Source organism: Promicromonospora iranensis (genome assembly GCF_028994805.1).
Taxonomy (GTDB): domain Bacteria; phylum Actinomycetota; class Actinomycetes; order Actinomycetales; family Cellulomonadaceae; genus Promicromonospora; species Promicromonospora iranensis.
In genome coordinates, this window is sequence record NZ_JAJQQP010000004.1 from 248,144 (window position 1) to 270,214 (window position 22,071).

Annotated in this window: 19 protein-coding genes and 1 riboswitch; of the genes, 12 read left to right on the top strand and 7 right to left on the bottom strand. The window is 70.9% G+C overall.

Translation table 11 applies throughout. From position 1 onward, the window contains the following. Window positions 1-2: 2 nt before the first annotated feature. Window positions 3-1,478, bottom strand: coding sequence for an MFS transporter (locus LUM46_RS08265; protein WP_274993314.1), 1,476 nt, complete (start codon window positions 1,476-1,478; stop codon window positions 3-5). Between the two features lie 153 nt (window positions 1,479-1,631). Here LUM46_RS08265 and LUM46_RS08270 point away from each other — a divergent pair, with 153 nt between their 5' ends. Both LUM46_RS08270 and pulA read left to right on the top strand, forming a co-directional pair. After that, window positions 1,632-2,078: a GNAT family N-acetyltransferase gene (locus LUM46_RS08270; RefSeq protein ID WP_274993315.1), complete on the top strand. Its 447-nt coding sequence runs from the start codon at window positions 1,632-1,634 to the stop codon at window positions 2,076-2,078. 126 nt (window positions 2,079-2,204) lie between these two features. Beyond that, window positions 2,205-7,679, top strand: coding sequence for a pullulanase-type alpha-1,6-glucosidase (gene pulA / locus LUM46_RS08275; RefSeq protein ID WP_274993316.1), 5,475 nt, complete (start codon window positions 2,205-2,207; stop codon window positions 7,677-7,679). 11 nt (window positions 7,680-7,690) lie between these two features. On the opposite strand, the gene LUM46_RS08280 is transcribed toward pulA, so the two are convergent. After that, window positions 7,691-8,362 carry a DUF3558 domain-containing protein gene (locus LUM46_RS08280; RefSeq protein WP_274993317.1) on the bottom strand — a complete coding sequence of 224 codons (672 nt, stop codon included), beginning with the start codon at window positions 8,360-8,362 and terminating at the stop codon, window positions 7,691-7,693. Between the two features lie 163 nt (window positions 8,363-8,525). Between LUM46_RS08280 and LUM46_RS08285 the strand changes: the two genes are divergently transcribed. Genes LUM46_RS08285 through LUM46_RS08295 form a run of 3 tightly spaced genes read left to right on the top strand, consistent with a single transcriptional unit; the run spans window position 8,526 to window position 11,644 of the window. Then, window positions 8,526-9,875 carry an extracellular solute-binding protein gene (locus LUM46_RS08285; RefSeq protein WP_274993318.1) on the top strand — a complete coding sequence of 450 codons (1,350 nt, stop codon included), beginning with the start codon at window positions 8,526-8,528 and terminating at the stop codon, window positions 9,873-9,875. 3 nt (window positions 9,876-9,878) lie between these two features. Next, complete coding sequence (locus LUM46_RS08290; protein WP_274993319.1) at window positions 9,879-10,754, top strand: carbohydrate ABC transporter permease; 876 nt, start codon at window positions 9,879-9,881, stop codon at window positions 10,752-10,754. Next, window positions 10,754-11,644: a carbohydrate ABC transporter permease gene (locus LUM46_RS08295; RefSeq protein WP_374726944.1), complete on the top strand. Its 891-nt coding sequence runs from the start codon at window positions 10,754-10,756 to the stop codon at window positions 11,642-11,644. The genes LUM46_RS08290 and LUM46_RS08295 overlap by 1 nt, the downstream gene beginning before the upstream one ends. A gap of 108 nt (window positions 11,645-11,752) precedes the next feature. Here LUM46_RS08295 and purU read toward each other — a convergent pair whose 3' ends face one another. Beyond that, a complete protein-coding gene (purU, locus tag LUM46_RS08300; RefSeq protein WP_274993320.1) occupies window positions 11,753-12,613 on the bottom strand; it encodes a formyltetrahydrofolate deformylase in 861 nt (286 codons plus the stop codon). A gap of 9 nt (window positions 12,614-12,622) precedes the next feature. Continuing rightward, on the bottom strand, window positions 12,623-13,258 hold the full coding sequence (locus LUM46_RS08305) for a GNAT family N-acetyltransferase (protein ID WP_274993321.1): 636 nt from the start codon (window positions 13,256-13,258) through the stop codon (window positions 12,623-12,625). Between the two features lie 88 nt (window positions 13,259-13,346). Here LUM46_RS08305 and LUM46_RS08310 point away from each other — a divergent pair, with 88 nt between their 5' ends. Beyond that, complete coding sequence (locus tag LUM46_RS08310; protein ID WP_274993322.1) at window positions 13,347-13,856, top strand: GNAT family N-acetyltransferase; 510 nt, start codon at window positions 13,347-13,349, stop codon at window positions 13,854-13,856. A gap of 1 nt (window position 13,857) precedes the next feature. On the opposite strand, the gene LUM46_RS08315 is transcribed toward LUM46_RS08310, so the two are convergent. From LUM46_RS08315 to LUM46_RS08325, 3 genes are all read right to left on the bottom strand, one after another. Beyond that, the gene (locus LUM46_RS08315; RefSeq protein ID WP_274993323.1) at window positions 13,858-14,250 is read right to left on the bottom strand and encodes a PPOX class F420-dependent oxidoreductase; all 393 of its coding nucleotides are present in this window, start codon (window positions 14,248-14,250) and stop codon (window positions 13,858-13,860) included. Between the two features lie 38 nt (window positions 14,251-14,288). After that, window positions 14,289-15,776, bottom strand: a complete 1,488-nt coding sequence (locus LUM46_RS08320; protein ID WP_274993324.1) for an NAD(P)/FAD-dependent oxidoreductase — start codon at window positions 15,774-15,776, stop codon at window positions 14,289-14,291. 68 nt (window positions 15,777-15,844) lie between these two features. Further along, complete coding sequence (locus LUM46_RS08325; protein WP_274993325.1) at window positions 15,845-16,702, bottom strand: hypothetical protein; 858 nt, start codon at window positions 16,700-16,702, stop codon at window positions 15,845-15,847. A 160-nt stretch (window positions 16,703-16,862) separates the two neighbouring features. Then, window positions 16,863-16,949: riboswitch (ZMP/ZTP riboswitch) on the top strand. A gap of 96 nt (window positions 16,950-17,045) precedes the next feature. On the opposite strand from LUM46_RS08325, the gene glyA reads away from it, so the two are divergent. The 6 genes from glyA to LUM46_RS08355 all read left to right on the top strand — a co-directional run bounded on the left by glyA (window position 17,046) and on the right by LUM46_RS08355 (window position 22,005). Continuing rightward, window positions 17,046-18,326, top strand: a complete 1,281-nt coding sequence (gene glyA / locus LUM46_RS08330; protein WP_274993326.1) for a serine hydroxymethyltransferase — start codon at window positions 17,046-17,048, stop codon at window positions 18,324-18,326. A gap of 81 nt (window positions 18,327-18,407) precedes the next feature. Then, on the top strand, window positions 18,408-19,301 hold the full coding sequence (locus tag LUM46_RS08335) for a bifunctional methylenetetrahydrofolate dehydrogenase/methenyltetrahydrofolate cyclohydrolase (RefSeq protein WP_274993327.1): 894 nt from the start codon (window positions 18,408-18,410) through the stop codon (window positions 19,299-19,301). A 169-nt stretch (window positions 19,302-19,470) separates the two neighbouring features. Continuing rightward, window positions 19,471-20,106 carry a flavin reductase family protein gene (locus LUM46_RS08340; protein WP_274993328.1) on the top strand — a complete coding sequence of 212 codons (636 nt, stop codon included), beginning with the start codon at window positions 19,471-19,473 and terminating at the stop codon, window positions 20,104-20,106. A gap of 103 nt (window positions 20,107-20,209) precedes the next feature. Beyond that, a complete protein-coding gene (locus tag LUM46_RS08345; RefSeq protein WP_274993329.1) occupies window positions 20,210-20,692 on the top strand; it encodes a VOC family protein in 483 nt (160 codons plus the stop codon). Between the two features lie 48 nt (window positions 20,693-20,740). After that, a complete protein-coding gene (locus LUM46_RS08350; protein WP_274993330.1) occupies window positions 20,741-21,559 on the top strand; it encodes an exodeoxyribonuclease III in 819 nt (272 codons plus the stop codon). A gap of 182 nt (window positions 21,560-21,741) precedes the next feature. Beyond that, the gene (locus LUM46_RS08355) at window positions 21,742-22,005 is read left to right on the top strand and encodes a GlsB/YeaQ/YmgE family stress response membrane protein (protein WP_274993331.1); all 264 of its coding nucleotides are present in this window, start codon (window positions 21,742-21,744) and stop codon (window positions 22,003-22,005) included. Window positions 22,006-22,071: the final 66 nt, after the last annotated feature.

Below are 22,071 nucleotides of genomic sequence, written 5' to 3' on the forward strand. Positions count from 1 at the left end.
GGTCAGGCGGGGCGCGCTCGGCTGTCCACCCGCCGTGGCAGCGTGAAGACCAGCAGGAACGCCGCCACGGCGAGCGCGGCGCTGGTGGCCATCGCCATGGTCGCGGCGTGGGCGAAGGCGTCGGCGACCATCTCCGGCGTCGGGCGGCCGGGCGGGAACGACAGGGACCCGAAGAGCACCGAGCCGACGACGGCGATGCCCGCCGCCGACCCGACGCGCTGCATGGTGCCGATCACGCCGGACGCCGCCCCGGCCTGGTCCCGGTCCACCGTGGCGACGATGAACTGGGCGTTCGGGGCGATGAACATGCCGCTGCCGATGCCGCCGACCAGCAGCGGAGCGGCCAGGGTCCAGTGCGTCAGGTCGCCGGTCGGTACCAGCCAGAGCAGGAGCCACAGCGACACGAGCCCGAGGGCGACCATGCCGGTGCCGATCACGAGCACCGTCCGCCCCAGGCGGTGCGCCAGCCGTTCGCTCTGCGACGCGCCGACGATCGACCCGATGGCGAACGGCACCGACACGATCCCGGAGGCCAGCGCGGAGTGGCCCAGGCCGGACTGCCAGAAGATCGAGATCGTGAAGAAGATGCTGGTGAACGCCGCGAAGTACACCAGCGCGAGGATGACGCCGCCGGTGAACGCGGCGTGCGCGAACAGGCGCGGCGGGACGAGGGGGTTGCCGCCCCGTGCTGCGACCCGGCGCTCCCAGAAGGCGAACGCCACGATCAGCAGCAGTCCGGCGACCAGGGACGTCCAGGTCCACCAGGGCCAGCCGGCGTCCTCGCCCTCGATGAGCGGCACCAGCACGGCGAGCAGCGCTGCCGTGACGATCAGCAGCCCCACGACGTCGACCCCGCGCGAGGTCGTGCCGACGACGATCCGGGGCAGGAGCACCACGGCCGCGGCGACCGCGATCACCCCGAACGGCAGGTTGACGAAGAAGATCGAGCGCCAGCCCTCGTCCTCACCGAACGCCTCGATGAGCAGCCCGCCGACGATCGGCCCGAGTGCCGTGGAGAAACCGATGGCCGCGCCCATCACGGCGAACGCCTTGCCTCGGGTACGGCCGGCGAACATCAGCTGGATCAGCGCCGTCACGGCCGGGAAGAAGATGCCGCCGCACAGGCCCTGCACCACGCGGGCGACGATCAGCTCGGTCGAGCCGGACGCGAGCCCGCACCAGAGGCTGGCGAGCGTGAAGCCGGCCAGGCCCACGACGAACACCCACTTGTGGCCCACCCGGTCGCCCACCCGGCCGGCTGGGATCAGGGCGAGGCCGTAGGCGAGCGCGTACCCGGAGATGATCCAGGACAGCGTGCCCTCCGACGCGTCGAGCGACGTGCGGATGGTCGGCAGCGCGACGTTCACGATGGTCGTGTCGAGCAGGGCCATCGAGACCCCGAGGATGAGCACGGCGAGCGCGATCCACGAGCTGCGCGGGGTCGCGTCCGGGCTCGCGGACACGGGGGAGCTGGTCACGGAAGATGCGCCTCTCGGGGGAACGGAACAACCCACCGATCGTAGGTCGCGGAAAACCCTCTTGGTTGTGGGCACGATCTCTGCGCCTACGTGACCGTTCTAGGCGCGACGATCGGGCCCACAACCGACGGACGGCTTCGTAGGGTGGCGGGCATGGAACTGATCTTTCGGGAGGCCGAGCGGGGCGACCTCCAGCGCATCGTCGAGCTCATCGCCGACGACGTCGTGGCCGCCCGCCGCACCGGCAGCTACGGCGAGGCGCACGTCAGGGGCTTCGAGGCCATCGCGGCGAGCCCGGACAACGAGCTCGTGGTGGCGGAGGCCGGCGGCGAGGTGATCGGCGTCATGCAGCTGACGTTCATCCCCGGGATCTCGCGCAACGGGGCCTCCCGGCTGCTGGTCGAGGCCGTCCGCGTGCGCCGCGAGCTGCGGGGGCAGGGCATCGGGCGCCGCCTCATGGAGCATGCCCACGAGCGTGGCCGGGCGCGGGGCTGCGCCCTGGCCCAGCTCACGTCGGACAAGCAGCGGCCCGAGGCACACCGGTTCTACCGGGACCTCGGCTACGAGCAGTCCCACGAGGGCTTCAAGCTCCCGCTCTGACCTCCGCCCGCCACGGCCCGTCCAGCGGGCGGCAGATCTGCTTGCCGGGACGCTTGCTGCAATGTTCTGCAAGCGTTACAGTCGCGATCGGCTCACACTGGGTTCCGGACGACGAAGGGGTCATCCATGTCTCGCACCGCGCGCCTGCGCTCCACACAGCTCGGCGCTGCCGCCGTCGCGGTCACCCTGGTGGCATCGATCGGGCTTGCCGCGTCGACGTCGGCCAGCGCGTCGACGTCGGCCACCGCCAGCACCGGCGTCGGACAGGACCGCACCGCCGCTCTCGTGGGGAGCCTTCAGGACGAGCTCGGCTGCGCGAGCGACTGGGACCCGGCCTGTCCCGCGACCGAGCTGGTCGCCCAGGGCGACGGCACCTTCCAGGCCGAGTTCGAGGTCCCGGCCGGCACCTACGAGTACAAAGTGGCGCTCGACGACGCGTGGGACGAGTCCCACGGCCGCGACGGCGGCCAGGACAACGCGCCCCTCCACCTGGAGGGCACGGCCACACTGCGCGTCACCTACGACGACACGACCCACCGCACCGCCCTGACGCCGCTCACGCTCGCCGGCGACTACGCCGAGCCGGACGCCGCACTGGTGCACGAGCCCGTCCGTCAGCCCGGCAGCGACGAGCGCTTCTACTTCGTGATGACCGACCGGTTCGCCAACGGTGACCCGTCCAACGACGAAGGCGGGTTGACGGGCGACCGGCTCAGCACCGGCTTCGACCCGACCGACAAGGGCTTCTTCCAGGGCGGCGACCTCGCCGGTCTGCGGGAGAACCTCGACTACATCGAAGGCATGGGCACGACGGCGATCTGGCTCACCCCGAGCTTCCTCAACCGGCCGGTCCAGGGCTCGGGCGACGACGTGAGCGCCGGGTACCACGGCTACTGGATCACCGACTTCACGCAGATCGACCCGCACCTGGGCACCAACGCCGAGCTCGAGGCGCTGATCGACGACGCCCACGCGCGCGGCCTCAAGGTCTACTTCGACATCATCACCAACCACACGGCCGACGTCGTCGACTACGCCGAGGGCACCTACGACTACGTGGACCAGGACACGGCCCCGTACACGGACGCCGACGGGAACCCCTTCGACCCGGCCGACCACGCCGGCACCGGCAGCTTCCCCGAGCTCGACCCCGCCACCAGCTTCCCGTACACGCCCGTGATCGACCCGGCCGACCAGGACGTGAAGGTCCCGGCGTGGCTCAACGACCCCACGCTGTACCACAACCGGGGCAACTCGACGTGGGCCGGCGAGTCGGTGACCTACGGCGACTTCAGCGGCCTGGACGACCTCATGACCGAGCACCCAGAGGTGGTCGACGGCTTCGAGGAGATCTACAAGGCGTGGATCGACCTCGGCATCGACGGCTTCCGCATCGACACGGTCAAGCACGTGAACTTCGAGTTCTGGGAGGAGTGGTCGGCCGAGATCGACGAGTACGCCCGAGCCCAGGGCAAGGACGAGTTCTTCACCTTCGGTGAGGTGTACGACGCCGACGCGGCCAAGACCTCCCCGTACGTGCGCCGCACCGACATGAGCTCGGTGCTCGACTTCTCGTTCCAGGCCGCCGCCACGAGCTACGCCAGCGGCAACAGCGCGCGGCGGCTCGCGGACCTGTACGCCTCCGACGACCTGTACACCACGCCGCACAGCAGCGGGGCCGCGCTGCCCACGTTCCTCGGCAACCACGACATGGGCCGCGTCGGCTACATGCTCGCGGGCACCGACGACCCGCTCGAGCGCGACGAGCTGGCCCACGAGCTCATGTACCTCACGCGCGGCCAGCCGGTCGTCTACTACGGCGACGAGCAGGGCTTCGCGGGCACCGGCGGCGACAAGGACGCCCGACAGACCCTGTTCGCCACGCAGGTGGACGAGTACGCGGACCAGCCCCTGGTGACGGGGGAACAGGCCGGGAGCGTCGACCGGTACGGCACCGACGCACCCCTCTACGAGCACATCGCGGCGCTCGCCGACCTGCGCGAGGAGCACCCCGCGCTCGCGGCCGGCGCCCAGATCGAGCGCCACGCCGCCGACGGCGCCGGGGTGTACGCGTTCTCCCGCGTGCACCGCGACGAGCAGGTCGAGCACCTGGTCGCCACGAACAACGCGGGAGCCGAGCGCACCGTCACCCTCGACACGCTCACCCCGGGCGCGACGTTCGCGCCGCTGTACGGCACCGACAACCCGCTGACGGCGGACGGCGACGGCGCGGTCACGCTGACCGTCCCGGCGCGCTCCGCGATCGTGCTGGTCGCCGACCGGACCGTCGGCGCCAACTCCGCGGGCACGGTCACCGTCGTGCCGGGCACGAACGCCCGCCCGGGTGCCGCGGTGTCCGGTGTCGCCCCCGTCGCCGCGGGCATCGACGACGCCTGGGCCGAGACCTCCTTCGCCTGGCGTGCGGTCGGCACCGACGAGTGGCACCACCTCGGCACCGCCGAGGACACGACCCCGCGCGTCTTCCACGACGTGAGCGCCGACGGTGCCGCGCTGCCCGACGGCACCCTGGTCGAGTACCGCGCCGTGAGCCAGGACGGCGACGGCGACCGCGCCGCCGCCAGCTCCTACGCGTCGGTGGGTGTCGACGTCAGCGGCGAGGCCTCCGACGGCACCGATCCCGACATCGACATGGTGGCCGTCGCCGGCTCGCACAACAGCGAGATGGGCTGCGCCGGCGACTGGACCCCGGACTGCGAGGCAGCCCGCCTCAGCCTCACCGACGACGGCACCTACACCGGCACGTTCGAGCTGCCGGCCGGGTCCTACGAGTTCAAGGTGGCGCTGAACGGCTCCTGGGCCGAGAACTACGGGGCCGACGGTGAACGCGACGGCGCCAACATCCCCTACTCCACCGTCGGCGGCCCGGTCACGTTCACCTGGGACCCGGAGACCAAGGTGCCGACCGTGCAGGTCGGCACGCCGGGCACGCCGGGCGAGGGGCAGCAGGCCGCGCACTGGGTGCGCGCGGGCCTGGTCCTGGTGCCTGCCGACGGCTTCGGCGCCGGCGATGGCTGGGCGCTGGAGACGGGCGCGGCGGACGCCCCGACGTCGTACGCACTGACCCCGGGGGCGGTGCCCGCGGACGTGGCCGAGGACTTCCCCCACCTGGCCGGCCACCTCGCCCTGGAGGTCGAGGGCATGGACCGGGCCGCGGCGACGTCGGCCCTCCAGGGGCCGCTGCGCCTCACCCGGCACGACGGCGAGACGCTCACCGCCGCGACGGGCGTGCAGATCCCTGGTGTGCTGGACGACCTGTTCGCCACCGACCGCACGCTCGGCGCGACCTGGCAGGGCCGCAAGCGCGCGTCGTTCGCGCTGTGGGCGCCCACCGCCCGCGCGGTGACGCTGCAGGCCTGGCCGGCCGGCACGTCGCTCGACGCCGAGCCGCGCACCTTCGTGATGAAGAGGCAGCGCGACGGGGCGTGGACGTTCGACGGGGGCAAGAGTCTCGACCGGCGTTCTGGCTGGCAGGGCGCCCGCTACCGGTACGCGGTCGAGGTGTACGTGCCGAGCACCGGCCAGGTCGAGACCAATGTGGTGACCGACCCCTACTCGGTCGGCCTCACGCTCGACTCCACGCACTCGGTGGCGGTCGACCTGTCCGCGAACCAGTGGCGGCCCAAGGTCTGGCGCACCACGCCGGCGCCGGTGGTCGAGCGTGCGGTGGACCAGACCATCTACGAGCTGCACGTGCGCGACTTCTCGATCTCCGACGAGACGGTGCCCGAGCGGCTGCGCGGCACCTACGGCGCGTTCGGCGTGCACGGCTCGGACGGCATGGAGCACCTGCGCTCCCTGGCCGACGCCGGACTCACCACCGTCCACCTGCTGCCGACGTTCGACATCGCCACCATCCCCGAGAACCGTGCTGACCAGGCCACCACGGGCGACCTCTCCGGGTTCGCGCCGGACGGCACCGAGCAGCAGGCGGCCGTCGCGGAGGTCCAGGCGCAGGACGGCTTCAACTGGGGCTACGACCCTTACCACTTCATGGCGCCGGAGGGCTCGTACGCCGTCCGGGCGGAGGGCGGCGAGCGCGTCGCCGAGTTCCGCTCGATGGTCGGCAGCCTGCACCGGTCCGGGCTGCAGGTGGTGCTGGACCAGGTGTTCAACCACACGGCGGCGTCGGGGCAGGACCCGAAGTCCGTGCTGGACCGCGTGGTCCCTGGCTACTACCACCGGCAGAATCCAGCCAGCGGCGCGGTAGAGACCAGCACCTGCTGCCAGAACGTGGCCACGGAGCACGCCATGGCCGAGAAGCTGATGGTGGACTCGGTGGTCACCTGGGCACGTGACTACCGCGTGGACGGGTTCCGGTTCGACCTGATGGGGCATCACTCCCGGGAGAACATGGAGGCGGTCCGGGCGGCTCTCGACGAGCTCACGCTGGAGGAGCACGGCGTCGACGGGGCCAGCGTCTACCTGTACGGCGAGGGCTGGGACTTCGGCGAGGTCGCGGGCAACGCCCGCTTCGAGCAGGCCACGCAGGGTCAGCTCGGCGGCACGGGCATCGGCACGTTCAGCGACCGCCTGCGCGACGCCGTCCACGGCGGCTCGCCGGTCGACGGCGCGTCCCTGTTCAAGCAGGGCTTCGGGACGGGGCTGTTCACCGACCCGAACGGGAAGGCCGCGCGGCTCGGCGACCCGGCGTCGGTCAACGACGGCGGGGACGACGAGGCGGCGGACCTGGCGCACCAGAGCGACCTCGTGAAGCTCGGGCTGGCCGGGAACCTGCGGTCCTACGAGGTCACGACCTCCTCCGGGGAGCGGGTCAGGGGCGACGAGCTGGACTACCGGGGCTCGCCCGCGGGGTACGCCGACTCGCCCGAGGAGGTGGTGACGTACGTCGACGCGCACGACAACGAGACGCTGTTCGACCTGCTCGCGCTCAAGCTGCCCGCGGACACCCCGATGACCGACCGGGTGCGGATGAACACCGTGTCGCTCGCGACCGCCGCGCTGTCGCAGTCGCCGTCGTTCTGGCACGCGGGTACGGACCTGCTGCGCTCCAAGTCGCTGGACCGCAACTCGTACGACTCGGGCGACTGGTTCAACACCATCGACTGGTCCGGCCAGGACAACGGGTTCGGGCGTGGCCTGCCGATGGCGGCGGACAACGAGGACAAGTGGCCGCACCAGAAGCCCTTGCTCGCGGACGCCGCACTCAAGCCGAGCCCCGACGACATCGCGTTCGCCTCGGCGCAGGCGGCCGAGCTGCTGGAGCTGCGGCACTCGACGGACCTGTTCCGGCTCGGCTCCGCCGAGCTGATCCGGCAGAAGGTGACGTTCCCCGGCTCCGGGCCGGACGCCGTCCCCGGCGTCATCACCCTGTCGATCGACGACCTCGCGGGCCCGTCCGACGTCGACCCGCGGCTGGACGGTGTGCTCGTGGTGTTCAACGCGTCGCCGACGTCGGCCACGGTCGAGGTGCCGGAGCTGGCCGGCCGCGACTACGCGCTCTCGCGTGTGCAGGCTGGCGGGTCGGACGCCGTCGTAGGGCGGACCGAGTGGAACGCGGCGAACGGGACTGCCACGGTCCCTGCCAGGACGGTCGCGGTCCTGGTGGAGGTCGAGGGCTGAACGGGGCGGGCTCAGGACCCGTCGCCGAAGACCAGCGCAGCCAGGGCGGTCTCCGCCGCCGTGGTGGTCGCGACGTCGGCGGTGAGGTCGGTGCTCACGAGCATGATCGAGCTGTAGACGCCGTCGATGCATGCCTGCGCCGTGACGGCCTGCGGGTCGTCCTGGTTCGGGGCGTAGTTGATGATCGAGGTCATGTCGGGCTCGTTCATGCTCAGCTCCGTCATGAGGGAGAACACCTCACATGCCGTCGACGTGCCGAGGTCGTCCGACGCGAGCATCTCGGCGGCCTCGTTCAGCTTCCGCTGGTTGTCGGCGCCCAGCTCGCCGGACAGCCGCATCTGGTTGATCAGGCTTGGCAGGGTCTGTGCCCACTCGCCCGCGGGAACCTGTGCGACCTGGACCCCGAGGTCGTTCGTACCCCACTGGCACGCCGGAAGCTGGCCTCCCACCTTCACCGCCTGCTTGGCCTCCAGCGGGGATCCGGCGAGCTCGGCGATCACCTCGGCGTCGACCAGGCTGCACGGGCCGGGCGCCTTCGTCGCGGGGGAGGGCGAGCTGGAGCGGGCGGCGACGTCGTCCGGCGACGCGCTGGGCTCGGAAGGCGTGGCGGGAACCGCCGAGCACGCGGCGAGCAGGCTGACGGCGATGACGAAAAGGACATTCCTGACGGGGCGGAGGCGCACCGGCGAAGTAAAGCAGACGCGCGAAGCCCGCGTTCCACCCCCAAAGGTGACAGCGCTGACAATTGTTCCGGAGAGTCCCTTGACTACCGCTCGTCGGGGGTGAATCGTGTGCCTCAGCTTGTCCGGCAATGTTGCTGGACTTCGCACGACGCAAGGGAGCTTCATGCGCACGGCACGATTCTTCATCGCACCCGTCACGGCAGCGGCGCTCGCCCTCTCGCTCGGTGCCTGCGGCTCGGCCGGGGGTGGCACCGACGATGGCACGATCAAGGTCGCCTACCAGAAGTTCGGCAACTTCACGCAGGCCGACGAGCTGTTCAAGGACGTCAAGGCGGACTTCGAGGAGGCGAACCCGGACATCACCGTCGAGCTCGTACCCATCGAGGCGCAGCAGAACGACTACTTCACGAAGCTCGCCCTCATGAACCGCTCGCCCAGCACCGCGCCCGACGTCATGTACGAGGACACGTACATGATCAAGTCGGACGTCGAGGCCGGGTACCTCGCACCGCTGGACGACTACCTCGCCGAGTGGGACGAGTGGGACCAGTTCGTCGACAGCGCCAAGGAGGCCGGCGCGGGCGACGACGGCAAGACCTACGGCGTCTCCATGGGTACCGACACCCGCGGTCTCTGGTTCAACAAGGACGTGCTCGCCACGGCGGGCCTGCCTGAGGACTGGGCGCCGACGTCCTGGGACGAGCTGCTGGAGGCGGCCCGGGCGATCAAGGAGTCCGACCCGGACGTGATCCCGTTCAACATCTACTCCGGCAAGCCCCAGGGCGAGGCGGCAGTGATGCAGGGCTTCGAGATGCTGCTGTACGGGACCGGCGACACCCTCTACGAGGACGGCAAGTGGGTGCTCGGCTCGCAGGGCTTCGTCGAGTCGCTCGAGTTCCTCGAGACGGTGTTCAGCGAGGGCCTCGCGCCCACGCCGCAGCAGGCACTCGACACCAACATCGGTAACACCGTGCAGGCTGAGTGGCTGCCCCAGGGCAAGGTCGGCATCGCGCTCGACGGCTCCTGGGTGGCGGGCAACTGGCTCGAGTCCGGCGTCGCGCCGTGGCCCGAGTGGTCCGAGAAGATGGGCACGGCGCCCATGCCCACGCAGGACGGCCAGGAGCCGGGCGCCGTGAGCATGTCGGGCGGCTGGACCCTCGCGATGGGGGCCGGCTCGAAGAACCCCGACGCCGCGTTCGAGTTCATCTCGATGGCCCTGAACCGCGAGAACTCCCTCTGGTTCGACGTCGCGAACAGCCAGATCGCGGTGCGCACCGACGTCGCGGAGGACCCGGAGTACACCAAGTCCAACCCGACCACCGAGTTCTTCACCGACCTGGTCGACGTGACCCACTTCCGGCCCGCCACCTCGGACTACCCGAAGGTCTCCAACGAGATCATGGTCGCGATGGAGTCCGTGATGACCGGACAGCAGACGCCGGAGGAGGCAGCCGCCGTCTACGACGAGGCAGTGGTCGGCATCGTCGGCGAAGAGAACACGACCCAGGGCTGACCCATGGCTCTCACGTCCCGCGGCGCGGCGCGGGTGGTCCCACTCGCGCCCGCCGTCGTTCTCCTTGCGCTCTTCATGCTGGGCCCCGTGGTGTGGTCGTTCTACGGCTCGTTCACGAACGCCTCGCTCACCGGGCCCGCGGCCCTCAACCCGGAGTGGATCGGGCTCGACAACTACACGGCCCTGATCGGCGACCCGGACTTCCCGAAGTCGCTCTGGCTCACCATCGTGTTCGTGTTCCTCTCCGCGGTGGTGGGGCAGAACGTGATGGGCATCATGCTGGCAGGGCTGCTGCGCTCAGCGGTCAAGCCGGTGCGGTCCATCGCGTCGACCGTCGTCGTCGCCGCGTGGGTGCTCCCCGAGATCGTCGCCGCCTTCGCCGCGTACGCGTTCTTCCACTCCGAGGGCACGCTCAACACCATGCTCGGCGGCATCGGGATCACCGGGCCCGACTGGCTCTACTCCACCCCGATGCTCGCGGTGATCATCGCCAACATCTGGCGCGGCACGGCCTTCTCCATGATGGTCTACTCGGCGGCGCTCGCCGAGGTGCCGCCGGAGCTCACCGAGGCCGCGCAGCTCGACGGCGCGAACGGGCTGCAGCGCCTGGCCTGGGTGACCCTGCCCGTCATCCGGCGCAGCATCTCGACCAACCTCATGCTCACCACGCTGCAGACGCTCTCGGTCTTCACCCTGATCTACGTGATGACCGGTGGTGGTCCGGGTACGGACAGCTCGACGCTGCCGATCCTGGCGTACCAGGAGGCGTTCAAGTTCGCGCAGGTCGGCTATGGCACGGCCATCGCGACGGTGATGATCATCGTGGGCGCGGTCTTCTCCGTGATCTACATCCGCGCGCTCCGACCGGAGGTGGACTGATGACCGGCCAGATGACGGCGCCCGCCGCGAAGACACGACCTGGCGTGGTCGTCGGTCAGATGGCCGGACCGCGCGTCACGGCGACCAAGCTGGCGGCGAACCTGGTGCTGCTCGTGATCGCCCTGCTGTTCGTGCTGCCGATGGCGTGGGTGCTCGTCGCGTCGTTCGACGCGGGCGCGACACTGTCGTTCGGCCTGCCCGAGGCCGTCACGACCGCCAACTTCTCGGCGATCATGACGCCGGAGCTGACGTGGCTGCCGTTGTGGAACGCGTTCGTGCTGTCGGCAGGTTCGGGGGCCATCACCGTGGTCGTCGCGGTGCTCGCGGCCTACCCGTTGTCGCGGTACCGCATGCGGTTCGGCAAGTACTTCCTGTACTCGGTGCTGTTCGGGACGTGCCTGCCGATCACCGCGATCATGGTCCCGGTGTACGCGCTGTTCGTGCAGCTGAACCTGCTGGACTCGCTGCCGGGGACCATCTTCTTCATGGCCGCCACCTCGCTGCCCATGGCGATCTGGATGACCAAGAACTTCATGGACTCGGTGCCGATCTCCCTGGAGGAGGCGGCGTGGACCGAAGGGGCGTCGGCCATGCAGGCGCTGCGGCGCGTGGTGCTGCCGCTCATGCGGCCGGGCATCGCCGTGGTGTTCATCTTCGTGTTCGTGCAGGCGTGGGGGAACTTCTTCGTCCCGTTCGTGCTGCTGCTCTCCCCGGAGAAGCAGCCGGCTGCCGTGAGCATCTTCGCGTTCTTCGGGCAGTACGGGTCGGTCGCTTACGGCCAGCTCGCGGCCTACTCGCTGCTCTACGCGGCACCGGTCCTGGGCCTGTACGTCCTGGTCACGAGAATCTCGGGCTCGGCCTTCGCCCTGGCAGGCGCGGTCAAGGGCTGACCGCCTCTGGGGCGCGGCCGGGTGGTCGGCAATCTGTCAGGTAGTCGGTAGTCCGAACTGCCGACTACCTGACAGATTGCCGACCACCACCCGCCGCGGCGAGGCAACTCAGCGGAAGACGACCGTGCGGCGGCCGTCCAGCAGCACCCGGCGCTCCGCGTGCCAGCGGACGGCGCGGGCGAGCGTGCGCCGCTCGACGTCCTCGCCGATGCCCACGAGGTCCTCGACCGTGCGGGAGTGGTCCACGCGCTCGACGTCCTGCTCGATGATCGGGCCCTCGTCGAGGTCACCCGTCACGTAGTGGGACGTGGCACCGATGATCTTCACGCCGCGGTCGTGGGCCTGGCGGTACGGCCCGGCGCCCTTGAACGACGGCAGGAACGAGTGATGGATGTTGATGATCTGCCCGCTGAGGTCGCGGCACAGCTCGTCCGACAGGATCTGCATGTAGCGCGCGAGCACCACGACCTCGACGTCCAGCTCCTCGACCAGACCGCGGAGGGCCGCCTCCGCCTCCGCCTTGGTGTCCTTGGTGACGGGGACGTGGTGGAACGGCTTGCCGTAGAACGTGGCGATGTCCTCGAGGTCGCGATGGTTGCCGACCACGCCCACCACCTCGATCGGCATGCGCTGCGACCGCTCGCGGTACAACAGGTCGACGAGGCAGTGCGCGGCCTTCGAGACCATGACGAGCGTGCGGATGCGTCGGCCCACGACGTCGAGCGTCCACGTCATGTCGAACTGGCCGGCCATCTGCGACATCGCCGCCGTCAGCTCGTCGCGGGACACCGTGGACTCGACCTGCACGCGCATGAAGAACAGGCCCGACGTCGGGTCCCCGAACTGCTGCGACTCCGTGATGTTGCCGCCGTGCTCCGCGAGCATGCCCGCGACCGCGTGCACGATTCCCGGCTGGTCCGGGCAGGACAGCGTGAGGATCCAGTGGGTGGCCGCGGTCGCGTCGTTCATGGGGGGAGGCTAACCCGCCGCGGCCGCCGCGGCTGGGCCGTCCGCGGTGAGCTGCTTGCGCATGACCCACCGCCGCCGGCCTCCGCTGACACCGCCGGTCTCGACGGCGCGTTCGAAGCCCGCCGCCTCGAACATGCGCACGGTCCCGACGTAGCCGCTGATCTGGTCGACCCGGTCAGGGCCGACGTCGGCCGGGTAGCCCTCGATCACCTCGGCGCCGTGCGCCCGGGCATGCTCCACCGCTCCGGCGAGGAGATGATGCATGAGCCCGCGCTTGCGGTACCCGGCGCGGACGACGAAGCACACCGCTGCCCACGCGTCCCGGTCGTCGACGAACGGGATGGTGCGGCTGTTCATGAGCCGGCGGTACGTGGAACGGGGTGCGACCGAGCACCAGCCCGCCACGACGTCGTCCACATAGACCAGTACACCGGGGCCGGGGTCGGTCTCGCAGAGGTTGCGCATGTGGTCGGGCCGCTCCTCGGGGGGCACCCGGCTGTCGCGGTACGCCATGCACCAGCAGCCCTTGCCGCCGGGCTTCTTGACCCCCACCACCTCGTAGAAGTCGTCGTACCGGCCGACGGCGGGCCGCACCTCGATGCGCTCACCGGCGACCGCCGGCTGCTGGGCTCCTCGGTTCCCCATGACTGCAACCTACGCGGCACCACTGACACCGCCGTCCGGCACGCGATCCCCGTCGACCGGGGCACGCCACCTCTGACACCATGGGCCCATGAGCAACCCCACCACGACGATCGCGCTGGTCGAGGACGACCATGCGGGCGAGCTTCTCACGCTGCGGCGCGCCGCGTTCGTGACCGAGGCCCAGCTGTACGACGACCCGCACATCCCGCCGCTCACGCAGACGCTCGCCGAGCTGCGGGAGGACCTGGCACGGGACGACGTCGTCACGATCGGGGCGTGGGAAGGGCACCGGATGATCGGCTCGGTGCGCGTCGAGATCGAGGACGAGAAGGCGACGCTCGGCCGGCTCGCGGTGGCCCCGGACAAGCAGGCCCGCGGCATCGGCACCGAGATGCTCTTCGCGGTGCTCCCGTACCTGCCGGAGCAGACCAAGGAGATCTGGGTCTTCACCGGCAAGGACTCCAAACAGAACCTCGCGCTGTACACCAAGCACGGCTACGAGGAGCAGTACGAGAAGGCCGCCGGTGACCTGACGTACACCTACCTGCGCCGGGTGCTCGGTGCGGCGGGCGCGCGGCCGGTGTCGCAGGACCAGTAGCTCAGTAGCCCCAGGCGTGGAAGGACTCGATCTCCATCCACGCGTCGAACCGGGGGCTCTCGCGGTCCGGGTACGGGTTGCCCCCGTAGTGGATCGAGAGCCGGTCGATGCCGGCCAGGCCCTCGTCCGGCGTGATCGTCACGCGGCCCTGGATGCTGATGTGGCGGTACCAGCTGTCGCCGTCGAGCACCGTGAGGGAGACGCGCGGGTCCGCGCGCAGGTGCTCGAGGCGCTTGCGGGTGCCGTCAAGGTTCAGCAGCACCCGGCCGTCGTCGTACAGGTACCAGGTCGCGACGGACACGGGTGCGCCGTCGGGCCGGACGGTCGCCATGACGGCGGGGTTGGGCTGCGCGAGGACGCGCGCGATGTGCTCGGGGACCGGGGGCGTGGCCACTGTGTGCTCCTTCGACGTCGGACGGTCCGAGCAGCCAATCAGGTATCGAGGCTCAGGCCAAGCGCATCGAGCGACCGGAGCAGCATGTCGCGCCGCCCGCCCTGGTGGTCCGCCCGGTCCAGGGCCGTGCGGACGGCATGGATCCCTGCCGCCGCCACCGGCTCCGGCGGGAACGGCACCGGCGCCCGTCGCACCGTCCGGAGCGCGGTGCGCTCGGTGCCTGGCGAGCCGTCCAGGACGTCGAACCGGTCGAGCATCACCTGCGCGGCGAAGTGGCTGCCGGCGACGCCGAGCCCTGCGAGACCGGCCGCGTGCTGGATACGGCCGCCCGCCGTCCGGCCGAACCAGACGCCGGGCCGGGTGGGCATGTCGATCGCACCCGACCACCGGTGCGTCAGCCGGAGGCCCTCCAGCTGCGGGAACGTCGTCAGCAGGTGCTCGGCCAGCCGCCGGAACGTCTCGGGCCGGTCCTCGTGCGCCCTGCTCACCCGGCCGCCGCGCGGGTAGCCGGCGTCGTACCCGCCGAAGACGATCCGGTCGTCCGCGGTCAGGCGGTAGCGGTGGGACCGGTTCGCCAGGTCGGTGAGACCTTGCCGCCCGCGCCAGCCGACGGCGCCCAGCAGGTCGGCGGGCAGCGGCTCCGTGGCGACCGCAGAGACGTAGAGGGGCACCGTGTGCCTGCGGTAGTGCGGCAGCAGGGGCGGGAAGGCGCTGGTCCCGAGCAGCACACGTGCGGCCCGCACGGTCGCCTCCCCGGTGCGGGAGAGCGTGTGCAGGACGGCGTCGTCGTGCGCGCGGCCGGGAGGGGTCAGCCCGGTCACCCGGGTCTGCTCGAAGATCTCCACACCGAGCTCGCTCGCGGCCCGCGCCAGCTCGGTGGCCAGCCGCGCGGGATGCACCAGTGCGGCGGCGTCGGGCCGGACGAGGCCCGCCTCATAGGTAGGGCTCGCGATCTCGGCCCGGACCTTCGCCCGGTCGAGGAACGTGTGCGGGAGGCCCTCGCGCGCGGCCCGGGCGGCGGCGTCGAGCAGCCAGTCGATCTGGTGCGGCTCGGTCGCGAGGTCGACTACGCCCGTGCGTTCCCACTGGCAGTCCAGGCCCAGGGTGTCCACCGCCGTCCCGATGGCCGCCAGGTTCTCCTGGCCGAGGCGGGCCAGGAGGCCGGGATCGTCGGGGCGGCCCGGCACGTCCGGCGGGCGGCCGCCCTCGTGTCCGTGCGCGAGCCGCGCACCGCAGAACCCGCCGTTCCGGCCGGACGCCGCCCACCCCACCGACCTGGCCTCGACCAGCACCACCCGCGCACCGGGATGACGCTGCTTCGCGCGGAGCGCCGACCACAGCCCCGTGTAGCCGCCGCCGACCACCGCGATGTCGGCCCGGGTCGAGGCCGACAGTGCGGGGTAGGTGGCGCGCTCACCCAGGTCGTCCAGCCAGAACACCGCGTGCCGCGTCCCGCCCAGGGCGTGGTCGACGACCGACCTGGCCGGGACGTTGCGCTCAAAGACGGTCTGCAGGAGACGAGCCATGCCGCGAACCTAGCCAAAGCGTGGTGACTGCCGGTTTCGCCAGGATGAGCGGCAGATGACAGTGCAGGTCAGGCACCGAGGCAGATCGTCTCGTAGCCGCGCTGGGCGTCGAAGCCGAGCTCGATCTCGTCCTTGGTCCCCTCGGGGCACTCGTTGCCGCCGACCGTGAGGCCGGCGACCTCGCGCGCGCCGTCGGACGAGCACACCACCTCGCGGCCGTCCTTGTCCACGCAGTCGCCGATCAGGAGCTGGCCGCCGCCCATCCCGGGGTCTCCCGGATGGTCGTCGGACAGGTTGCGTGCGCAGACCACCTGGGTGTCCCCGCCGGCGTTCCCGTCCTTCTGGAAGACGACGTCGGTCCCGCTCGGGCAGTGCGCCTGGCCCACCGACACCGCGTCCTGGATCTCGAGGACCGTGACGGTGGCCGCGGCGTCGTCGCAGGGCAGCGGACGGTAGCTGTCCGCGGCACCTCCGGTGTCCGCGGCCGCCGCGTCCGGCCCGGCGCACGAGTCGACCGCCCAGATCGCCGTGTTCTCCTCGGTACCGTCCGGCCCGAAGAAGTAGATGCCGACGGCGACGATGACACCCGCGGCGACGAGGAACGCGACGACCGCCCAGATCCAGTCCCGCCTGCCGGATCTTCTGCGACCGCCGTCGCCGCCGCCGGTCCCGGCGGGGTCCGCGGACCGGTCGGGAGCCGACGGCACCTGGCCCGACCCGGGGCGCGCGGGGAACTGACCGGACCGGGCCGGGGTTGCGGGGAACGGGCCGGGCTGGAACTGCCCCGACTGCGGTCGGCCACCGTTCCGCGGTGGTTCGTTCGGCGTCCGGCGGGGCTGGCCACCGGTCCACGGTCGGCCGTTCTGGCGGTGCTGGTCTGGCTGGTGTTCCGGAACAGCTGCGTCCGGTGACACGGGGGAGGGCATGGTCGGCACCATAGCGACGTCCGGGTGAATCGCAAAAGGGTCTCAGGTACTTTCGTTGCAATCTCGCGCCTCATGGTCCGGGACTGGTGCACAGGGCCGGCGTCGGACGGGTACGCGGTGCCGGGCGTCGGCCACGGGTGTCCTGCCGCCGCTGCTACGATCTTCGGGTCGCGACTGGCGTCAGGTGGATCACCACCGGGGAGCGACGAGTCATGCCGACGAGGGGTCGTTCGCCTGGGCCCCGGGTCACCTCGTGAAAGGTGTGCGCCCGGGCAGACATGTCGCGGCGCGTGCGCTTTCCACCGCCGTCCGACAATCCCCGTCCCGCATGAATCGAGGAGCTATGAGCGCATCGACTCCCGACCCGCTCTCCACCCCGCTCGCTGAGCTCGACCCCGAGATCGCCGCCGTCCTGGACGGAGAGCTGGCCCGCCAGCGCGACACTCTCGAGATGATCGCGTCCGAGAACTTCGTGCCGCGTGCCGTCCTGGAGGCCCAGGGCTCGGTCCTGACGAACAAGTACGCCGAGGGCTACCCCGGCCGCCGCTACTACGGCGGCTGCGAGCAGGTCGACATCGCGGAGAACCTCGCGATCGCCCGCGCCAAGGACCTGTTCGGCGCCGAGCACGTGAACGTCCAGCCGCACTCCGGTGCCCAGGCCAACGCGGCTGTGCTGCATGCCCTGATCAACGCCGGTGACAAGATCCTCGGCCTCGAGCTGGCCCACGGTGGCCACCTCACGCACGGCATGAAGATCAACTTCAGCGGCAAGCTGTACGACGTCGGCGCCTACGGCGTGGACCCGCAGTCCTACCGCATCGAGATGGACGAGGTCCGCAAGAAGGCGCTGGAGCACCGGCCCGACGTCATCATCGCCGGCTGGTCCGCCTACCCGCGCCAGCTCGACTTCGCGGCGTTCCGCGAGGTCGCCGATGAGGTCGGCGCCAAGCTGTGGGTGGACATGGCGCACTTCGCCGGCCTCGTCGCGGCAGGGCTGCACCCGTCGCCCGTGCCGTACGCCGACGTCGTCTCCTCGACCGTGCACAAGACGATCGGCGGACCGCGCTCCGGCTTCATCCTCTCCAAGGAGGAGTACGCCAAGAAGATCAACTCCGCCGTGTTCCCCGGCCAGCAGGGCGGACCGCTCATGCACGTGATCGCCGCCAAGGCGGTCTCGTTCAAGGTCGCGGCGACCGAGTCGTTCAAGGACCGCCAGGAGCGCACGCTGCGTGGCGCCTCCATCATCGCGGAGCGGCTGTCGCAGCCCGACGTCGCGGCGGCCGGCGCGTCCGTGCTGACCGGCGGCACCGACGTGCACCTGGTGCTCGTGGACCTGCGGAACTCGGACCTCGACGGCCAGCAGGCCGAAGACCTCCTGCACGCGGCCGGGATCACCGTGAACCGCAACGCCGTCCCGTTCGACCCGCGCCCGCCGCGCGTCACCTCGGGCCTGCGGATCGGTACGCCGGCGCTCGCCACGCGCGGGTTCGACGATGCCGAGTTCACCGAGGTCGCCGACATCATCGCGACGGCCCTCAAGGACGGCGCCGCCACGGACGTGGACGCCCTCTCGACGCGGGTAGCCAAGCTGACGGCCCAGTTCCCCCTGTACCCGGGTCTCTGACAATTCCGTTGAGTGCTGGGTATTTGTCGAGCTGAACGCGCTCGGACCACAAATACCCAGCACTCATCGAGGGAGGTACGCATGAGTGCACAGATTCTCGACGGGAAAGCTACCGCCGCGTCGATCAAGGCGGAGCTGAAGGAGCGCGTCACGGCGCTCCGTGAGCGTGGTGTGGTGCCCGGGCTGGGCACCCTCCTGGTCGGCGACGACCCGGGCTCGCAGTGGTACGTGGCGGGCAAGCACCGCGACTGCGCCGAGGTCGGCATCGCGTCGATCCGGGAGGACCTCCCGGCCGACGCCACGCAGGAGGACATCGAGGCCGCGGTGAGTCGCCTGAACGAGGACCCGGCGTGCACCGGGTACATCGTCCAGCTGCCGCTGCCGAAGGGCATCGACACCAACCGGGTGCTCGAGCTCGTCGACCCCGACAAGGACGCCGACGGCCTGCACCCCACCAACCTGGGGCGGCTGGTGCTGCGGGTCAACGAGGAGATCACCTCCTCGCTCCCGTGCACCCCGCGCGGCATCATCGAGCTCGTGGAGCGGCACGGCATCAAGCTCGCGGGCAAGGAGATCGTGGTGCTCGGCCGCGGCGTCACCGTCGGTCGCCCGATCGGCCTCCTGCTCACGCGGCGCGCCGTGAACGCCACGGTCACCCTGACGCACACCGGCACGCAGGACCTCGCCGGCCTGGTCAGGCGGGCCGACGTCGTCGTGGCCGCCGCGGGCGTCAAGGGCATCGTCTCCGGTGACATGGTGAAGCCGGGCGCCGTGCTGATCGACGTCGGCGTCTCGCGCGAGACCGACCCGGAGACGGGCAAGTCGCGCGTGGTGGGCGACGTGTCGCCCGAAGCCGCGGAGATCGCGGGCTGGGTGTCGCCCAACCCGGGCGGCGTCGGTCCGATGACGCGGGCGATGCTGCTGGCGAACGTGGTGGAGTCGGCGGAGCGGGCGCTCGACGTTCCGGCTGCCTAGCGCAGGCCGCCGAACGTAGGAGTAGTCGCCGCATGGATCCGCATCAAGCGACCGAGCCTACGTTCGGCGGACAGGGCGACTGCTCCTACGTTCGCCAGTGCATCGAGCGGTGCACGCGACGGCCGAATTCCGCCAGATCCGCACGCCTGCCGGCGTGCAGGCTGGTGGCATGCACAGGACGATCGACCTCAAGGTCATGTACTTCGGCACGCCGGTCGTGCTCATCTCGACGCGGAACCCCGACGGGTCGGCGAACATCGCGCCCATGTCGTCCGCGTGGTGGCTGGGCGACCACTGCGTGCTGGGCCTGGGCGACTCCGCCCAGACAGCCGCGAACCTGCACCGCGAACGCGAGTGCGTGCTGAACCTGGTCCCGTCCGACATGGTCGAGGTCGTGGACCGGCTGGCGCTCACCACGGGGAAGCCCGAGCTGTCGCCGCGCAAGGCGGCGATGGGGTACGAGTTCGTCCGGGACAAGTTCGGCCGGGCCGGCCTCACGGAGCAGACGTCCGACCTGGTGGAGGCGCCGCGTGTGGCCGAGTGCCCGGTGCAGCTCGAGTGCGCACTGGTCCAGGAGACACCGCTCGGCCTGCCGGGCGCCGGGGCGGCGGTCTTCCAGGTCCACGTGCTGCGCAGCCATGTCGCCGAGGAGCTGGTGATCCCCGGGACGCAGCACGTGGACCCGGTGGGCTGGGACCCGCTGATCATGAAGTTCTGCGATTTCTTCGGCGGCGGCTCGGTGGTCAGCCCGTCCCGCCTGGCCGAGGCCTGGGAGATGCCGCACTCCCCGGTGGTCACGCACTGACACGTGGGACGCCGCGATGCTCCGGCCGATGAGTTTCCGGAGGGCGCGGGGTCGATCCAGATGACGGGGCCGACGACGGTCCCCACCGACTCAGGAGGACACGATGGCTACCGTTCGAGCACATCTCTGGTTCGCGGACAACAACGCCGGTGAGGCCGCCGCGTTCTACGCCGAGCACATCCCCGGCTCGTCGGTGGACAGCGTCGTGAAGGCGCCGGAGAACGCGCCGGGTGCCGAGGCGGGCACCGATTTCGTCGTGCAGTTCACGGTGGCCGGCGTGCCGGTCACCGGGCTGAACGCCGGTCCGCACGTCAGGCTGAACGAGGCGTTCTCGTTCTACCTGTCCGTGCAGGGCCAGGAGGAGGTCGACCACTACTGGGACCTCCTGACCGCCGACGGCGGCGAGCCCGGCGCGTGCGGCTGGTGCAAGGACAGGTTCGGCGTCTCGTGGCAGGTCATCCCCCAAGAGCTCGAGCGGCTCTCCGGTACCTACTCGACCCCTGCCGAGATCGCCACGATGAACGCGATGCTCACGATGGGCAAGATCGACGTCGCGGCGCTGCAGGCGGCTCACGACGGGGCGTGATCGCACGGGTCGTCGGTGACTGTCAGGGGCGGCCGTTACGCTTTCTCAGTGCCTCTGATCGTCGCCGCCGCCAATGTCAACGGGATCCGCGCCGCCGTCCGCCGCGGCATGGACTCCTGGATCGCCACCCGCACGCCGGACGTGCTGCTGCTGCAGGAGGTGCGTGCTCCCGACGAGGTGGCCCGCGAGCTGCTCGACGGCTGGCACGTCGCGCACGCCGAGTGCGAGGTCAAGGGGCGCGCCGGGGTCCTCGTGGCCTCCCGCCTGCCGATCGGCGAGGTGCGGACGGGCCTGGCGGCCTACGGGGCCGACGTCGAGGCCGGCGCCGACACCGGCCGCTGGATCGAGGCCGACGTCGCCCTGCCCGGCGGCGGGACGTTCACCGCCGTCTCGGCCTACCTGCACTCCGGGTCGACCAATCCGGGCCAGGAGCACACGATGGTGGCCAAGTACGCCTACCTGGAGAAGGTCACGGCGCGCCTGGCGGAGCTCTCGACGGCGTCGGTACCGGCCGTGGTGGCGGGCGACCTCAACATCGCCCATCAGAACGCGGACATCAAGAACTGGAAGGGCAACCTGAAGAGCGCCGGCTTCCTGCCGGAGGAGCGGGCCTACGTGACCCGCTGGCTCGACGAGCACGGGTGGGCCGACCTCGGGCGGATGCACGGCGGCGACGGGCCCGGCCCGTACACCTGGTGGTCGTGGCGCGGCAAGGCGTACGAGAACGACTCCGGCTGGCGCATCGACTACCAGCTCGCCAACCAGGCGCTGGCGGCCGCGTGCCGCAAGATCGAGGTCGACCGTGCGCCGACCTACGCCGAGCGCTGGAGCGACCACGCACCGGTCGTGGCCACGTACGAGCTCTGACCGGCACCGCCTGCCGAGGGGCGGTCCCGCCGGGGATGGGCTGCGGCACGACGTGCCAGGCAAGCCTGCCCTATCTCTCTAGAGACGAAACCTGGCCAGCGCCCTGTGCTGCCCGGTAAGGTCCGGCAACCGACGGACCGCGTCATCGACGGGGCGGGCCGCACCATCGAAGGGACAACGCTGTGGGAATCATCGGCTGGATCCTCATCGGCTTGATCATGGGCGCCATCGCGCGCTCCATCCTGCCCGGCAAGGCCAGGGGCGGCTGGCTCATCACACTGGTCATCGGGGTGCTCGGGGCCCTGCTGGGCGGATGGCTCGGCGGAGAGCTCTTCGGCGTCCGGACCAACGAGTCCTTCTTCTCCCTGACCACGTGGTTGTGGGCCTTCATCGGATCACTGCTCGTGCTGGCCATCTGGGGTGCGGTCACGGGCAGGAAGCGCTGACCCGCGCCGATCCGCCGCTGGTCGAGCGGGTCGGGACCCAGGTCTCGACCCGCTCGACCAGCGATG

Coding starts and splice junctions, on each gene's coding strand:
- LUM46_RS08340 (WP_274993328.1), top strand. CDS start 19,471: ATGCACAGGACGATCGACCTCAAGGTCATGTACTTCGGCACGCCGGTC.
- LUM46_RS08270 (WP_274993315.1), top strand. CDS start 1,632: ATGGAACTGATCTTTCGGGAGGCCGAGCGGGGCGACCTCCAGCGCATC.
- pulA (WP_274993316.1), top strand. CDS start 2,205: ATGTCTCGCACCGCGCGCCTGCGCTCCACACAGCTCGGCGCTGCCGCC.
- LUM46_RS08285 (WP_274993318.1), top strand. CDS start 8,526: ATGCGCACGGCACGATTCTTCATCGCACCCGTCACGGCAGCGGCGCTC.
- LUM46_RS08295 (WP_374726944.1), top strand. CDS start 10,754: ATGACCGGCCAGATGACGGCGCCCGCCGCGAAGACACGACCTGGCGTG.
- LUM46_RS08305 (WP_274993321.1), bottom strand. CDS start 13,258: ATGGGGAACCGAGGAGCCCAGCAGCCGGCGGTCGCCGGTGAGCGCATC.
- LUM46_RS08310 (WP_274993322.1), top strand. CDS start 13,347: ATGAGCAACCCCACCACGACGATCGCGCTGGTCGAGGACGACCATGCG.
- LUM46_RS08320 (WP_274993324.1), bottom strand. CDS start 15,776: ATGGCTCGTCTCCTGCAGACCGTCTTTGAGCGCAACGTCCCGGCCAGG.
- LUM46_RS08335 (WP_274993327.1), top strand. CDS start 18,408: ATGAGTGCACAGATTCTCGACGGGAAAGCTACCGCCGCGTCGATCAAG.
- purU (WP_274993320.1), bottom strand. CDS start 12,613: ATGAACGACGCGACCGCGGCCACCCACTGGATCCTCACGCTGTCCTGC.
- glyA (WP_274993326.1), top strand. CDS start 17,046: ATGAGCGCATCGACTCCCGACCCGCTCTCCACCCCGCTCGCTGAGCTC.
- LUM46_RS08325 (WP_274993325.1), bottom strand. CDS start 16,702: ATGCCCTCCCCCGTGTCACCGGACGCAGCTGTTCCGGAACACCAGCCA.
- LUM46_RS08290 (WP_274993319.1), top strand. CDS start 9,879: ATGGCTCTCACGTCCCGCGGCGCGGCGCGGGTGGTCCCACTCGCGCCC.
- LUM46_RS08345 (WP_274993329.1), top strand. CDS start 20,210: ATGGCTACCGTTCGAGCACATCTCTGGTTCGCGGACAACAACGCCGGT.